General features: G+C 65.9%; 16 protein-coding genes. 12 read left to right on the top strand and 4 right to left on the bottom strand.

From position 1 onward, the window contains the following. Positions 1-96: 96 nt before the first annotated feature. The 4 genes from HH212_RS03715 to HH212_RS03730 form a co-directional block, all read right to left on the bottom strand. Entirely contained in the window at positions 97-678 is a 582-nt protein-coding gene (locus HH212_RS03715) for a TerD family protein (RefSeq protein WP_169434146.1), read from the bottom strand. A 26-nt stretch (positions 679-704) separates the two neighbouring features. Further along, positions 705-1,400 carry a TIGR00266 family protein gene (locus tag HH212_RS03720; RefSeq protein ID WP_169434147.1) on the bottom strand — a complete coding sequence of 232 codons (696 nt, stop codon included), beginning with the start codon at positions 1,398-1,400 and terminating at the stop codon, positions 705-707. Positions 1,401-1,467: 67 nt separating this feature from the next. Next, positions 1,468-2,043 (bottom strand): TerD family protein, encoded by a 576-nt coding sequence (locus tag HH212_RS03725; protein WP_169434148.1) that lies wholly within the window; start codon positions 2,041-2,043, stop codon positions 1,468-1,470. 88 nt (positions 2,044-2,131) lie between these two features. Next, positions 2,132-3,202 (bottom strand): DUF475 domain-containing protein, encoded by a 1,071-nt coding sequence (locus HH212_RS03730; protein WP_169434149.1) that lies wholly within the window; start codon positions 3,200-3,202, stop codon positions 2,132-2,134. Positions 3,203-3,307: 105 nt separating this feature from the next. Here HH212_RS03730 and nhaR point away from each other — a divergent pair, with 105 nt between their 5' ends. The 12 genes from nhaR (at position 3,308) to HH212_RS03790 (ending at position 13,476) form a co-directional block, all read left to right on the top strand. Beyond that, the gene (gene nhaR / locus HH212_RS03735; protein ID WP_169434150.1) at positions 3,308-4,231 is read left to right on the top strand and encodes a transcriptional activator NhaR; all 924 of its coding nucleotides are present in this window, start codon (positions 3,308-3,310) and stop codon (positions 4,229-4,231) included. A 106-nt stretch (positions 4,232-4,337) separates the two neighbouring features. Then, on the top strand, positions 4,338-5,681 hold the full coding sequence (locus tag HH212_RS03740; protein WP_169434151.1) for a hemolysin family protein: 1,344 nt from the start codon (positions 4,338-4,340) through the stop codon (positions 5,679-5,681). Between the two features lie 149 nt (positions 5,682-5,830). Next, positions 5,831-6,454, top strand: coding sequence for a glutathione S-transferase family protein (locus HH212_RS03745; protein WP_169434152.1), 624 nt, complete (start codon positions 5,831-5,833; stop codon positions 6,452-6,454). Positions 6,455-6,475: 21 nt separating this feature from the next. Continuing rightward, positions 6,476-7,303 (top strand): helix-turn-helix domain-containing protein, encoded by an 828-nt coding sequence (locus HH212_RS03750; RefSeq protein WP_169434153.1) that lies wholly within the window; start codon positions 6,476-6,478, stop codon positions 7,301-7,303. A gap of 65 nt (positions 7,304-7,368) precedes the next feature. Continuing rightward, positions 7,369-7,734 (top strand): VOC family protein, encoded by a 366-nt coding sequence (locus HH212_RS03755; protein ID WP_169434154.1) that lies wholly within the window; start codon positions 7,369-7,371, stop codon positions 7,732-7,734. Positions 7,735-7,820: 86 nt separating this feature from the next. Then, complete coding sequence (locus HH212_RS27175) at positions 7,821-8,486, top strand: Xre family toxin-antitoxin system antitoxin (protein WP_229217553.1); 666 nt, start codon at positions 7,821-7,823, stop codon at positions 8,484-8,486. After that, positions 8,483-8,950: an RES family NAD+ phosphorylase gene (locus HH212_RS03765; RefSeq protein WP_169434155.1), complete on the top strand. Its 468-nt coding sequence runs from the start codon at positions 8,483-8,485 to the stop codon at positions 8,948-8,950. Before HH212_RS27175 ends, HH212_RS03765 begins: the two co-directional genes overlap by 4 nt. Positions 8,951-9,220: 270 nt before the next feature. After that, positions 9,221-10,087: an ABC transporter ATP-binding protein gene (locus tag HH212_RS03770; RefSeq protein ID WP_169434156.1), complete on the top strand. Its 867-nt coding sequence runs from the start codon at positions 9,221-9,223 to the stop codon at positions 10,085-10,087. After that, positions 10,084-11,646: a hypothetical protein gene (locus tag HH212_RS03775; RefSeq protein ID WP_169434157.1), complete on the top strand. Its 1,563-nt coding sequence runs from the start codon at positions 10,084-10,086 to the stop codon at positions 11,644-11,646. The genes HH212_RS03770 and HH212_RS03775 overlap by 4 nt, the downstream gene beginning before the upstream one ends. A gap of 67 nt (positions 11,647-11,713) precedes the next feature. After that, positions 11,714-12,604, top strand: coding sequence for an SPFH domain-containing protein (locus HH212_RS03780; protein WP_169434158.1), 891 nt, complete (start codon positions 11,714-11,716; stop codon positions 12,602-12,604). Between the two features lie 12 nt (positions 12,605-12,616). After that, positions 12,617-12,814 (top strand): type II toxin-antitoxin system antitoxin, encoded by a 198-nt coding sequence (locus HH212_RS03785; protein ID WP_169434159.1) that lies wholly within the window; start codon positions 12,617-12,619, stop codon positions 12,812-12,814. 173 nt (positions 12,815-12,987) lie between these two features. Further along, entirely contained in the window at positions 12,988-13,476 is a 489-nt protein-coding gene (locus HH212_RS03790) for a nuclear transport factor 2 family protein (protein WP_169434160.1), read from the top strand. Positions 13,477-13,530: the final 54 nt, after the last annotated feature.

The raw sequence follows: 13,530 nt of genomic DNA on the forward strand, positions 1-13,530 counted from the left end.
AGGTTGGGTCCCAAGCACCCAATCACGCGGGCGGGGGGCGCCCGCGTGAAACCGTTGGCGCGGACGAGGCGTCCGCGCCGAAAAACCTTGCGTGTATTACAACAGCGGCGTGATCTGCGGCATCAATTCATCGATGGTGCGGCCATTGCCGTTCTCGCCGATCGCGTGCATCTTCCATTCGCCGTTGTGGCGGTACAGCTTGGCCATGATCTGGGCCGTGTGCGAGCCCTGCACCGACAGGTCGTAGCGCGCGATTTCCTTGTTGTTGCCGCTGTTGACGATGCGGCAGAAAGCGTTTTCGACCGTGGAAAAATTCTGGCCCGTAAAACTGTTCACGGTGAACACCAGCGTCTTCACGTGCGCCGGCACCGCGGTCAGGTCGACGTTGATCTGTTCGTCGTCGCCGTCGCCGGCGCCGGTGCGGTTGTCGCCGGTGTGGACGATGCTGCCGTCACGGCTTTTCAGCTGGCGGAACCAGACCACGTCGACCGGGCGGTTGCCTTCGTCGAACAGCAGCACCGACGCATCCAGGTCGATGCTTTCGCTCTTGCCGCCGAAGCCGAAGAAGCCCTTGCTCTTGACCACGTCCCAGCCCAGGCCCATGGTGATGCGCGACAGCGCGCCGCCGGCTTCCTTTTCCAGCGAGATCTTCTGGCCCTTCTGCAGATTGACGCTCATCCTTGCCTCCTAAATTGTGGCGTCCGTCAGCGCGCCGGCGCCTGCACCCAAGCCTTGAATGCGGTGCGGTTGCGCGAACAGACAAAAATCTTGCCGCGACCCGAGAAGCGCAGGACGATGCCTTCGCCGCTGGTCTGGCTGTTGATCAGGTTACCGAGGAAGCCGCCGCTGGTGCCGGTCGTGATCGAGACTTCGTAGTGCAGGGTGCTGTCCCAGGCCACCACGTGCGAGTTGTCGATGATCGCGTCCTTGCCCGGCTCGACTTCCAGCTCGTTCATCGAACCGAAACCCGACACCACCACCTGCCCGGTACCCGAAGTCTCGGTGACGAAGAAGCCGCCGCTCTGGGCGAACAGCGCGTTGCCCACGCTCTGGGTGCGCACGCGCAGGTCGACGCTGGAGCCGGCCGCGACGAAGGCGCCGTCGCTGATGATGTACTGGCGCGGACCGCAATCGACCACCTGCATCGCACCCGGCAGCGTCGGCGACAGCAGGCAGTCGCCGTCGCCGCGCGTGGCCTCGATGTGCTGCTGAAAGAACGACTCGCCGTTGGCGAAGGTGCGCATCAGGGCGCTGCCCAGGCCACCCTTCATCTTGCCCTTCAGGTCGAGGGTCGATTCCATCATCACCATCGCATCCGATTCGCAGTAGATGGTTTCGCCCCGCTTCATCGATACATGAAGGAATGGATCGACGTCTCCGGTCACGGTAAACACTGGCATGTTACTGGCTTCCTTTCGGTTGGGCTCGACGCCATCCCGTTACCAAACGGGATGGCGCAGCGGAGGATTAGACGGCGACGCCGTAGTTCTTGGCGAGGGGCCCCAGGCCGCCGTTGAAACCTTGTCCCACCGCGCGGAACTTCCAGTCGCCGCCGTTACGATACACCTCGCCGAAGATCATGGCCGATTCGGTCGAGCCGTCCTCGGACAGGTCGTAGCGGGCGATCTCGCTGTCGTTGCCGGCGTTGATGCAGCGAATGAAGGCCTTGCCGACCATGCCGAAGTTCTGGCGGCGCGCATCGCCTTCGTGGATCGTCACCGCCAGCACCACGCGGTCGACGTCTGCCGGCACCTTGGTGAGATCGATGCTGATGGTCTCGTCGTCGCCGTCGCCGGCGCCGGTGCGGTTGTCGCCCGAGTGCTGCACCGAACCGTCGGCCGACTTGGCGTTGTTGTAGAAGACGAAGTCGGCATCCGAGCGCACCTTGCCCGACTGGTTCAGCAGGAAGACCACGCCGTCCAGGTCGAACTCGGCGCCGTCGGTGGCGCGCACGTCCCAGCCCAGGCCCAGCTTCAGGTTGGTCAGGCCGGGGGCTTCTTTCGACAGGTTGACGTTACCGCCTTTTTGCAAGCTGATTGCCATGATGGATCTCCTTTGATTGGTAGGTCTTGTTGAACACCCTTGGTACCACTTGCAGCGAACTGGTGTTCTGCCATTCGCCGCAAATTCCTTATTTGATGCCGGCCATTTCCTTGTGCTGTACACCCAGCGCTTCCTGCTGCTTGCGGTAGCGGATCGACGACCACACCGAGGCGCCGATGAAGGCCACGCCTGCCAGGCCGGTGATCAGTTCGGGCACATGGAACTTCATGCTCGCCAACATGATCAGGGCCAGGATGCCGATCGCATAGTGGGCGCCGTGCTCCAGGTAGACGAACTGGTCGAGCGTGCCCTTTTCCACCAGGTACACCGTCAGCGAACGCACGAACATCGCACCGATCGCCAGGCCCAGCATGATGATCACGACGTCGTTGGTGATGGCGAACGCGCCGATCACGCCGTCGAAGCTGAACGATGCATCCAGCACTTCCAGGTACAGGAAGCCGCCGATACCGCCGCGCTTGACCATCTCGCCGACGTCGCCGCCGCCCTCTTCCGACTTTTCCAGCATGTTGCTCAGCACATCCACGCCGACGTAGACCAGGATGCCCCACAGGCCGGACAGCAGCACCACCATCTTCTGCGCTTCGGCGACCAGCGACAAGCTGGCCATCAGGGCAGCGATCGCGATCATCACCGAGATCGAAGACACCTTGCCGAGCGAACCGAGCTTGGCTTCGAAGTGGCCCAGCCAGTGGTGTTCCTTCTCGTCGTCGAACAGGAAATTCAGGAACACCAGCAGCAGGAACATGCCGCCGAACGCCGCCACCTCCGCGTGGTGGTTGGTCAGGTGCTGCGAATACGCCTTCGGGTTTTCCAGCGCCAGGTGCCACACGTCGACCATGCTCAGGTTGGCCGCCACCGCCACGATCACCAGCGGGAACAGCAGGCGCATGCCGAACACGGCGATGACGATGCCGACGCCTAGGAACAGTTTTTTCCAGAATTCGTCCCAGTCCTTCAGCACCGAGGCGTTGACCACCGCGTTGTCGAACGACAGCGAGACTTCCATGACGGCCAGGATCGCGGCGATGCCGACCGCGGTCACCGCGCCGCTCAGGCCGCCGTGTTCGTAGCCCCACCAGCCCGAGCCGACCAGGCACAGCGCCGTGACGATGAATGAGATTCTGAAGTGCTTCATGGCTGGGGATCCCTGTTGTTTTTGTTGACAGGGCGCAGTGTAGGTCTTTGCAACCAATCAAAAAAGCGAAGATACTATGAGAATTACTTCGAAAAAAACTGATCAATGAAAAACGACATCAACTACCGTCACCTGTATTACTTCTGGGTCGTGGCCAAGGAAGGCGGCATCACGCGCGCCGCCGAACGCCTCGGCCTGGCGGTGCAGACCGTCAGTTCGCAACTGACGCTGCTGGAGCAGGCGCTCGGCAAGACCCTGTTCTCGCAGCAGGGCCGGCGCCTGGTGCTGACCGAGGCCGGGCGCCTGGCGCTGACCTATGCCGACCAGATCTTCCTGCTGGGCGAGCAGCTGCAGGAAGCGTTGAACGAAGCCGACAGCGGGCGCACCCGGCTGACGGTCGGCATTTCCGATTCGCTGCCCAAGCTGTCGGCCTTCCGCATGCTGGAAGCGGCGATGCAGGTCGAGCGTCCGGTGCGCCTGGTGTGCTACGAAGACCAGTTCGAGGCGCTGCTGGCCGACCTGGCGCTGCACAAGCTGGACGTGGTGCTGACCGACCGCGAAGTGCGCGCCGGCGCCACCCTGAAAGTGTTCAGCCACCAGTTGTTCGAGAGCGAGATGGTGGTGGTCGGCGTGCCGGCGCTGGCGCAGCGCTTCGGCGCGGACGCGCACGACGGCGACACCTTCCCCGCCAACCTGAACGGCGCGCCGTTCCTGCTGCCGACGCGCAACAATGCCTTGCGCGGCAAGATCGACGAATGGTTCGTGCAGCACCACGTGCGACCGGACGTGGTCGGCGAGTTCGAGGACAACGCCCTCTTGAATACCTTCGGGCGGCGCGGCCTGGGCCTGTTCTTCGCGCCGGCGGCGCTGGCGGGCGAGGTCGCCGAGCAGTTCGGCGCGGTGCTGATCGGCAAGGTGCCGAGCGTGCGCGAGCAGTTCTACATGATCTCGAACGACCGCAAGATCAAGCATCCGGCGGTCGAGGCGATGCTGGCGGCGGTGCACAAAGGGGCACTGGCCGCGAGTTAATCTGTACAATGTGACGCAAGCTTTGTCTTTTTATTAATTACCAGACGCCTCGCGACAAGGCGCCGGCAGCAGCAGCGCCGGCCCGGCCGGGGTGTCGAACCACTCTATGCAAAACGTATTGTTCGTCGTTCTGGCCCTGTTCCTGGTGGCGCTGAACGGCTTCTTCGTGGCGGCCGAATTCGGCATCGTCACCCTGCGCAAGACGCGCGTGCGCGCGATCGCCAAGGCCGGCGGCCTGCGCGGGCGCATCCTGTTCAAGGTCCACGGCCAGCTCGACGCCTACCTGTCCGCCTGCCAGCTCGGCATCACCCTGGCCTCGCTGGGCCTGGGCTGGGTCGGCGAACCGGCCTTTGCGCGCATCCTGGAGCCGCTGTTCGCGCTGGCCGGCGTGACCAACGAGCAGCTGATCCACGGCGTGTCCTTCGTCATCGCCTTCGGCGTGATCTCGTTCCTGCACATCGTCGTGGGCGAACTGGCGCCGAAGTCGCTGGCGATCCGCGTGCCGGAAGCGGTCGGCCTGTGGAGCGCGGTGCCGCTGTACGGCTTTTACTGGGCCATGTACCCGGCGATCTGGCTGCTCAATGCCAGCGCCAACATGGTACTGCGCGTGGCTGGCCTGTCCGGCGTGGGCGGCCACGAGACCCATTACTCGAACGACGAGCTGAAGCTGATCCTGCGCACCAACACCAGCACCGGCGAAAAATTCACCCACGACGAGCGCCACATCCTGGCGCAGTCGCTGGAGTTCTCGCAGCACTCGGTGGCCGACCTGATGCGTCCGATCAACGAGGTCAGCGCGCTGTACGCCAGCCGCAGCCTGGAAGCCAACCTGGACACCATGCGCCGCAACCGCTTCTCGCGCTACCCGTACTTCGACGAGGAAGGCGAAGAGGTGCTGGGCGTGATCCATTTGAAGGACCTGTTCTTCGCCGAGCAGTCGGGCAAGGAAGTCACCGACCTCACCGACTACCTGCGCCCGGTCGAGATGATCTCGGCGCGCACCCCGGCGATCGAACTGTTCCGCCGCCTGCGCGGCGGCGCCCCGCACTTCGCGCTGATCGGCGAAAAGGGCAAGCGCCCGGTCGGTTTTATTACGCTGGACAATTTGCTGGGCGCCATCGTCGGCGAGATCCGCGACGAATTCCGCCTCAACGAAAACGACTGGCTGAAGCAGACCGACGGCACCTACATCGGCAAGGCCAGCCTGCCGATCGTCTCGCTCGAGCGCGTGCTCGGCATCGACATCGACAACGAGGCGATGGGCCTGGACGAGGTCGAGTCGGTGGGCGGCTTGCTGATGGCCAAGCTGGGCGACATCCCCAAGCAGGGCCAGCGCATCGAGTTCCCGAAGTTCGACGTGGTCGTCAAGAAGACCAACGGCCCGCGCATCCTGCTGGTAAAGGTGATTCCGCAACTGGAACGCGGCGCCGACGAGGACGACCTCGACTGATCCACACCGGCGCCACCGGCCGGCTCGCGCAGGTGGCGCACTGCAGTATCTTCCATACAACATTCACAGTTTTGCAAGACAGCCGCTCCGGCATTGTCTATGCTGTCGGTTCCCTTCCCGCTGTCGCTTTCCTTTTCCGCGAGGATGCCATGGACCGCAAACCGACCCTGTTCCACGCTCCCCACTCCCGTTCCGGCGCCGTGCGCATCCTGCTCGAGGAACTCGGCGCCGACTACGACCTGCACGTACTGAACCTCAAGCAGCACGAGACGCGCGCACCCGGCTACCTGGCCGTCAACCCGATGGGCAAGGTGCCGGCCATCCTGCACGACGGCATCCTGGTCACCGAACAGCCGGCGGTGTTCATCTACCTGGCCGATTTGTACCCGGAAGCCGGCCTGGCGCCGGCGCTGGACGACCCGCTGCGCGGCGCCTATCTGCGCTGGCTGGTGTTCTACGGCGCCTCGTTCGAACCGGCCCTGATCGACCGCGCCCTGAAACGCGAGCCGGCGCCGCCGTCGCTGTGCCCGTACGGCGACTACGACACCGTGCTGGACACGCTCACCGCCCAGCTGCGCGGCGGCCCCTGGCTGCTGGGCGAGCGCTTCAGCGCGGCCGACGTGCTGTGGGGCAGCGCGCTGGGCTGGACCACGGCCTTCAAACTCGTGCCGGAACTGCCCGAGATCATGGCCTACGTCGAGCGCGTGACATCGCGGCCGGCGGCGCAGCGGGCGACGGCGGCCGACGCCGAGCTGGCGGCGGCGCAGGCCTGACGGCGGCAGCGCCCGCAGGCCATGCACCTGTACCGCGAATTCGCGCCGCACCCGGCCCTGGCCGGCCACGTCGCCTGCCTGTGGACCAGCCAGGCGCTGCCGGATGGCACGCCGCTGCGCCGGCGCATCCTGCCCGACAACTGCATCGACATCCTGTGGCAAGACCGCGCGCCGCTGGGCTTCGTCGCCGGCATGATGTCGCGCGCGCACCGCTTCGAGACGCCGCAGCCGCTGCGGACGGTGGCGGTGCGCTTGCGGCCCGGCGCGGCGCGCGCCCTGTTCGACCTGCCGCTGCACGTGCTGCAGGATGCGCATCCGGCACTGGACGCGCTGTGGCCGCACGCGGAGGCCGAGGCGCTGGGCGCGGAGTTATGGGAACACGAACGGACGCCGGCGCAGCAGCTGGCGACGATCGAAGGCGCCCTGCTGGCGCGCCTGCGCGATCGCGCCGCCTGTGCGCTGGCGGCCGGCAGTGCGGCGCCGGCCGGCCGCTTGACCGATGCGGCGCTGCGCCTGATCGACGGCACCGGCGGCGCGGTGCGCATCGGCGCGCTGGCGCAGTCGCTGGGCGTCTCGCGCCAGCACCTGAACCAGCAGTTCCGCGACCGCGTCGGGCTGAATGCCAAGACCTACGCCATGGTCAGCCGTTTCGGGCGCGCCGGCGCCGCGCTGCGCGCTGCGCATGGCGCGGCGGCGCGCGACATCGACTGGGCCGGGCTGGCGCTCGATTGCGGCTACTACGACCAGTCGCACCTGATCCACGAATTCCGGCTGTTCGCGGACCAGACGCCGCAAGCCTTCGCACTCGGGCGCTCCGGGGCCGCCACGACCGCGGGCGGACAGCCCTAGCTTCCATTTTTCCAATACGAGGCGCCGGCCGGCGCGCACCATGGACGTTTTCACAGGAGACCATCATGCTCAAAGGATTGCGTACCGTGCAGTACCCCGTGGCCGACCTGGACCGCGCCAAGGGCTGGTTCACCGAAGTGCTCGGCACCGGCCCTTATTTCGACCAGCCCTTCTACGTCGGCTTCAGCGTCGGCGGTTTCGAACTCGGGCTGGTACCGGACGGCACGCCCGGCACCGCCGGCTCGATCGTGTACTGGGGCGTGGACGACGTCGAGGCCGAGCTGGCGCGCATCGTCAAGCTCGGCGCCAGCGTGCACGAGGCGGTGCAGGACGTCGGCGAAGGCATCCGCGTCGCGACCTTGCTGGACCCGTTCGGCAACGTCCTCGGCCTGATCGAGAATCCGCTGTTCGATCCGGCCGCCGTGCGCTGAAGGGAGTGCCTTGCTGCGGTTGCAGCCAAAGCTCATTTGACTTAGCATGTGTGCTCAAATGATCATTCCAATCATGGAGGCATGACATGAAAAATTCCGCAGCAAAGCAGTCTCAAGTCAAGACCGCAATGCCGGTGAGCGCTGCCAATCCTAAGCCGCCGGCTCGTAAGAGCGCCACGCAGACCAAGCCGGCGACGAAACTGTCTCAGTCGAGGGCAGCATCTTCCGCGCCCAAAGGCAAATACGTCGCCGCGCTTCAGTCGTCGCCGCGAATCCACCCGGCTATCCTTCGAAAAGATCACACACGGCTGAATGTGCGTGATTTTCGCATCCTGTATCAGTCACCGCCCGAAGATCGCATCAAACTCATTCGTGCAGGCGTCGGCGCCACCGAAATGAAGGCCTTCGCAGCTGACCTTGGCATTCCACAGGACCGGTTTTTTCGTATGTTTGGCATCGCCCAGGCGACGGTGACGCGCAAGGCTTTGAAACAGCAAGCGATGTCAGTCGATGAAAGCGCGAAAATCGTCGGAATGGCAAAGTTGGTCGGTCAAGTCGAAACGATGCTGGAACAATCGGGAGACCCCGAATTGATGCGGGATTTCGATGCACCCAAATGGCTTGCGCGCTGGATTGAAGAGCCGTCCCCGGCATTGGGAGACAAGCGTCCGGCCGAGTATATGGACACGATCGAGGGGCAAGAAATGGTATCGCGGCTTCTATCGATGATGCAGACGGGGGCATATGCATGAAACTATGGCGTATCGCAACCGACACCCCTGATTACACATCGGACGACATGACGGGAACGGGAGCCAAGATCTCCGGCGGGCGCTGGAACCGTCCGGGTACTGCCATGCTGTACTGCGGCACAAATATCTCCCTGGCAGTCCTTGAGACTTTCGTCCATTTGAAAGCAGGTGGTCTTCCGTTGAATCGCTATCTGGTGGAGATCAACGTACACGACGATGTATGGAATAAAGCCGTGGACATGCGGAACCCACCAGTGGGATGGGATGCGATTCCCGCAGGGACAGTCAGCCTGAATACCGGTGACAACTGGATCAGGGCGAATACCAGTGCATTGATGGTAGTCCCTTCGGTGATTGTCTCGGAAGAATACAACGTGTTGATCAACCCATTGCACTCTGACACCAAGACGTTCCAGGTACGCAAAGTACGTAAATGGACTTACGATTCGCGTCTCGGCAAGTAGCGCCTGATACTTTCAGGGCACCTCGAAAAATCGTAACGAGCGGCAGTCAAGGTGGCTGAGAAGCGCAGCTGTACACGAGTACAGTGAGCATCGCAAGCCACTCTGGCAACGCGCAGCAGGTTTTTCGGGTTGCCAAAAGCTGATGCGTGCAGTGCGTAAGGCAGGTTCCACTACTGTCCACTTCCTCGAATAGGCATCCTGTCGCATGGGCCGGAATCTGCGAACCGCCTTTGCCTACAGTAGCGTCATCGCCCACTACCGGACACCGCCATGCTGGAACTGCAAAACGTCACCAAACGCTTCGGAGCCGACCTGGTCGCGGTCGACGATGTCTCGCTGCATCTGCATGCCGGCGTGGTCGGCCTGATCGGCCACAACGGCGCCGGCAAGACCACGCTGATGCAGATGATCGCGACGCTGGCGCGGCCGAGCAGCGGACGCATCCTGTTCGACGGCGCCGACATCGCCGTCCGCCCGGAAGCGATGCGCCGGCGCCTGGGCTACCTGCCGCAGGATTTCGGCGTCTACCGCAACGTGAGCGCGCTCGAATTCATGCAGTACTTCGCCGCCCTGAAAGGCGTGCGCGACCCGGCGCGCATCCGCCGCTTGCTGGAACTGGTCAACCTGCACGATCAGGCCCGCCGCCCCGCCAGCGGCTTCTCGGGCGGCATGCTGCGCCGCCTGGGCATCGCGCAGGCACTATTGAACGACCCGGACATCCTGGTGGTCGACGAGCCGACCGCCGGCCTCGATCCGGAAGAGCGGCTGCGCTTTCGCAACCTGCTGGCCGAACTCGGTTTCGATAAACTGGTGATCGTCTCGACCCACATCGTGTCCGACGTCGAGAGCATCGCCGGGCGGCTGGCGATCATGAAGAACGGCCGCCTGGCGGCGTGCGACACGCCGGACGCGATCCTGGCACGTGCGCGCGGCCGGGTATGGTCGGCCAGCGTCGACGCCGACGAGTACGAACGCCTGCGCGCCGCCACGCACGTGCTGCAGGCGCTGCGCCAAGGAGAACAAGTAGCGCTGCGCATCGCCCATCCGTACTCTCCCTGCCCCGGCGCGCGGTTGGCCGAACCGAGCCTGGAAGAAGCGCTGATGGCGCAGCGCTACGCGGTGCGGGAGGCGGCATGAGCGGCGCGTTCGTCGTCCGCACCCTGGCGCTGGCCGAGGCGCGATTGCGCCTGCGCCGTCCGGCCACCCTGGCCACGCTGCTGGCGGTGGTCGCGCTGAGCTGGCTGATGATTTCCGATCCCGCCGGCGGCGAGACGCTGATCGCGGTGGGCGGCGCGCGCGTGCTGTACACCAGTTCGGCGCTGGCGCTGGGCAGCGCGGCCATGGCCGGGCTGCTGTTCGGGCTGGCCGGCTTCTATCTGTTGCGCGGCCGCGTGGCCGAAGACCTGCGCAGCGGCATCGCCGGCGTGATCGGCGCCAGCCCGGCCGGCAACGCGTCCCTCGTGCTGGGGCGCTGGTGCGGCGGCGTGCTGTACCTGCTGGGGCTGGCGGGCGCCTTCATGGCCACCGTGCTGGTGTGCCACGCGGTGCGCGGCGAAGGGCCGATCCAGCCGCTGGTCTACTTGCAGACCTATGTGCTGGTGCTGGCGCCGCTGGCGCTGTTCACCGCCAGTTGCGCCACGCTGTGCGACAGCTGGGCGCTGCTGATGGGCAAGGTCGGCGACCTGCTGTATTTCCTGGTCTGGGTCGGCCAGGTGGGGCTGCTGGCCAGCGCCTCCGAAGGCCAGGCGCCGGCCGCCGTCCCGGTCGACTTCATCGGTATCAGCGCCGTCATCGCTGCGCTGGCGGCGCACGTCGACGTACACGACATGATGCTCGGCATCGCCGACTTCGACCGCGCCGCGGCACCCTTGATGCTGCCGGCCTCGCTGTGGACCGGGCAGCTGGCGGCGATGCGTTGTGCGACGGCGCTGCTGGCCCTGCTGCCGCTGGCACCGGCCGTGCTGCTGTTCCACCGCTTTTCGCCCGACCACGTCAAGCGCACCCGTGCGCATGCGCGGCGCTCGCCGCTGGCGCTGGTGGACGGCTGGCTGCGCCCGCTGGGGCGCCTGGCGCAGCCGCTGTTCGCGCTGGGCGCGCGCCTGCCGGGCAGCGCCGGCCAGGCCGTGGCCGACGTCGCCCTGGCGCTGGCGGCGGCGCCGTCGGCGGTCGCACTGCTGCTGGCGGCGCAAGTAGCCGCGCTGGCGCTCGATGCGCGCCTGCTGCCGGCGCTGGTGCTGGCCTGCGTGGCGTGCTGGGGCATCCTGGCCGGCGACCTGTCCACGCGCGACGACGAGGCCGGCTGCGCCGCGCTGGGCGCGGCGGTGCCCGGCGGCGCCGTGCGCCGTTACTGGCGCCAGCTGGCCGCATCCATGCTGCTGGGACTGATGTTCACCGGCGTGGCGGCGCTGCGCCTGGCCTCGTCCACGCCCTTGCGGGCCGCGGCCATCGTGGCGGGCCTGTGCGCGCTGGCGGCGCTGGCCGGCCTGCTGGGCCGCGCCAGCGGCAGCGCGCGCACCTTCCTGGCGCTGTTCCTGCTCGGCCTGTACCTCGGCATGCAGGTTGCCAAGCCGTTCGCCGACGTGGTCGGCTTCCACGGCGTGGCGACGGCGGCGTCGGTGCTGGGATGGCTGGCCGTGGGAATCGCCGCCGCCTTCACGGGCCATGCATGGAATGGGCGGCATCAACGACATCGATGATCGTGCTTGACGAACAGGCTGCCTGATCTTAAAGTGATATCACTTTCATATAACCAGGAGGCCCAGCATGTCCACGCACACCCGGCACGAAACGCCGCTTTCGTCGATGAACGGTTACCTCGCCCTGGGCGGCGGCCTGCTCGCCATCCCCACCGGCGCCTGGCTGCTCAAGACGGCGGCGGAGGCGGGTTCGGGCCTGGCGGCGCTGCTGGGCATCGCGGCGATCCTGGCCGGCGTGTTCGCCTGGGCCGGCCTGTACATGCTGCAGCCGAACCAGACCGCGGTGCTGACGCTGTTCGGCCGCTATGTCGGCACCGACCGCAGCGAAGGCTTGCGCTGGGCCTTTCCGCTGTACCGCAAGAGCCGCCTGACGGTGCGCGCACGCAACCTGAACATCCCGATCCTGAAGGTCAACGACAAGCGCGGCAATCCGGTCGAGATCGCGGCGGCCGTGGTCTGGCGCGTGCGCGATACCGCCCAGGCGCTGTTCGAGGTCGACAGTTTCGAGCGCTACGTGAGCGTGCAGGCCGAAGCCGCGCTGCGCCACCTGGCCGCGCAGTATGCCTACGACGAAGGCCTGGACCTGGCGCCGGGCGAGCTGACCCTGCGCGGCGGCGCCGCCGAGGTGGCGCTGGCGCTGAAGAACGAGCTGACCGAGCGCTTCGAGGCCGCCGGCGTCGAGACGGTCGATGCCAAGCTGACCCACCTCGCCTACGCCCCCGAGATCGCGCAGGTGATGCTGCGCCGCCAGCAGGCGCAGGCGATCATCAGCGCGCGCGCCCAGATCGTGCACGGCGCCGTCGCCATGGTCGAGGATGCGTTGAAGGGCCTGGCCGAGCGCGACATCGTCGCGCTGGACGCCGAGCGCAAGGCAGCGATGGTCACCAACCTGCTGGTGGTGCTGTGCTCCGACCGCGACACGCAACCCATCGTGAATGCGGGCACGCTGTACAACTGAGATAATGCGGCGATGGCAAGTCCCAGTAAAAAAGCATATCCGCTGCGTATCGATCCGGCCCTGTGGGAACAGCTGCAGCGGCTGGCCGCGACCGAACTGCGCAGCGTGAATGCCGAGATCGAGTTCCTGCTGCGCGAGGCGCTGGCGCGGCGCGGCATCCGCATCGCGCCCCCGGCGCCGGACGGCGACCAGGTCCAGGACGGCAAGTAGGTTGTCGCCGCCGCACCGCTTTAGCGCCCATCGCTTCAGCGCGCATCGCTTATCGCCCGATTACTCCGTCGCTTCACCGCTTCATCGCACCCCGTACACGGGTCGCCGCACCGCGCTGGACCGGCATGCGGGCACCCCGTAATGTGAAGACGTCCATCACAACGGGAGTCTCCATGAATGCCAAGCACCTCTTGTCCGCCTGCCTGCTCGCCGCCTGCTGCATCGGCCCGGCGCGCGCCGCCGACCCGCACGAGGCCGACCGCGCCGCCATCCGGCAGGTGGTGCAGCAGTTCCAGGCCGCCATCATCGCCCACGACGGCAAGGCGCTGGGCGCGCTGTTCCTGCAGGACCACGACAGCTGGCTGTCGGTGGCGGACGACACCGCCTGGGCCGAGGTCAAGGTGCGCCACCCGGACGCGCGCAAGGTGCTCAAGTCCAGCTGGCGCAAGTTCGCCGACATGATCCAGAACGGCAAGCGGCCGGTCGAGGAACGCTTTTATAACGTGCGCATCGACACCAATGGCGCCGTGGCCTCGGTCTACTTCGATTTCGATTTCCTGAGCAATGGCGAGGTCACCAACCGCGGCGCCGAATCGTGGCAGATGGTGCACGACGCCGACGGCTGGAAGATCAGCTCGATGCTGTACTCGTTCGACCGCTGAGCGGCTAGAATTGCAGCGTCATCCATGCACCTTCATCCACTTCCAGGACCCATC

The sequence above is a fragment of the Massilia forsythiae genome, assembly GCF_012849555.1.
GTDB lineage: Bacteria > Pseudomonadota > Gammaproteobacteria > Burkholderiales > Burkholderiaceae_D > Telluria > Telluria forsythiae.

What these genes read in the sequence shown, in the direction of transcription:
- HH212_RS03715 (WP_169434146.1), bottom strand. Translation starts at nt 678, where the DNA reads ATGAGCGTCAATCTGCAGAAGGGCCAGAAGATCTCGCTGGAAAAGGAA.
- HH212_RS03720 (WP_169434147.1), bottom strand. Translation starts at nt 1,400, where the DNA reads ATGCCAGTGTTTACCGTGACCGGAGACGTCGATCCATTCCTTCATGTA.
- HH212_RS03725 (WP_169434148.1), bottom strand. Translation starts at nt 2,043, where the DNA reads ATGGCAATCAGCTTGCAAAAAGGCGGTAACGTCAACCTGTCGAAAGAA.
- HH212_RS03730 (WP_169434149.1), bottom strand. Translation starts at nt 3,202, where the DNA reads ATGAAGCACTTCAGAATCTCATTCATCGTCACGGCGCTGTGCCTGGTC.
- nhaR (WP_169434150.1), top strand. Translation starts at nt 3,308, where the DNA reads ATGAAAAACGACATCAACTACCGTCACCTGTATTACTTCTGGGTCGTG.
- HH212_RS03740 (WP_169434151.1), top strand. Translation starts at nt 4,338, where the DNA reads ATGCAAAACGTATTGTTCGTCGTTCTGGCCCTGTTCCTGGTGGCGCTG.
- HH212_RS03745 (WP_169434152.1), top strand. Translation starts at nt 5,831, where the DNA reads ATGGACCGCAAACCGACCCTGTTCCACGCTCCCCACTCCCGTTCCGGC.
- HH212_RS03750 (WP_169434153.1), top strand. Translation starts at nt 6,476, where the DNA reads ATGCACCTGTACCGCGAATTCGCGCCGCACCCGGCCCTGGCCGGCCAC.
- HH212_RS03755 (WP_169434154.1), top strand. Translation starts at nt 7,369, where the DNA reads ATGCTCAAAGGATTGCGTACCGTGCAGTACCCCGTGGCCGACCTGGAC.
- HH212_RS27175 (WP_229217553.1), top strand. Translation starts at nt 7,821, where the DNA reads ATGAAAAATTCCGCAGCAAAGCAGTCTCAAGTCAAGACCGCAATGCCG.
- HH212_RS03765 (WP_169434155.1), top strand. Translation starts at nt 8,483, where the DNA reads ATGAAACTATGGCGTATCGCAACCGACACCCCTGATTACACATCGGAC.
- HH212_RS03770 (WP_169434156.1), top strand. Translation starts at nt 9,221, where the DNA reads ATGCTGGAACTGCAAAACGTCACCAAACGCTTCGGAGCCGACCTGGTC.
- HH212_RS03775 (WP_169434157.1), top strand. Translation starts at nt 10,084, where the DNA reads ATGAGCGGCGCGTTCGTCGTCCGCACCCTGGCGCTGGCCGAGGCGCGA.
- HH212_RS03780 (WP_169434158.1), top strand. Translation starts at nt 11,714, where the DNA reads ATGTCCACGCACACCCGGCACGAAACGCCGCTTTCGTCGATGAACGGT.
- HH212_RS03785 (WP_169434159.1), top strand. Translation starts at nt 12,617, where the DNA reads ATGGCAAGTCCCAGTAAAAAAGCATATCCGCTGCGTATCGATCCGGCC.
- HH212_RS03790 (WP_169434160.1), top strand. Translation starts at nt 12,988, where the DNA reads ATGAATGCCAAGCACCTCTTGTCCGCCTGCCTGCTCGCCGCCTGCTGC.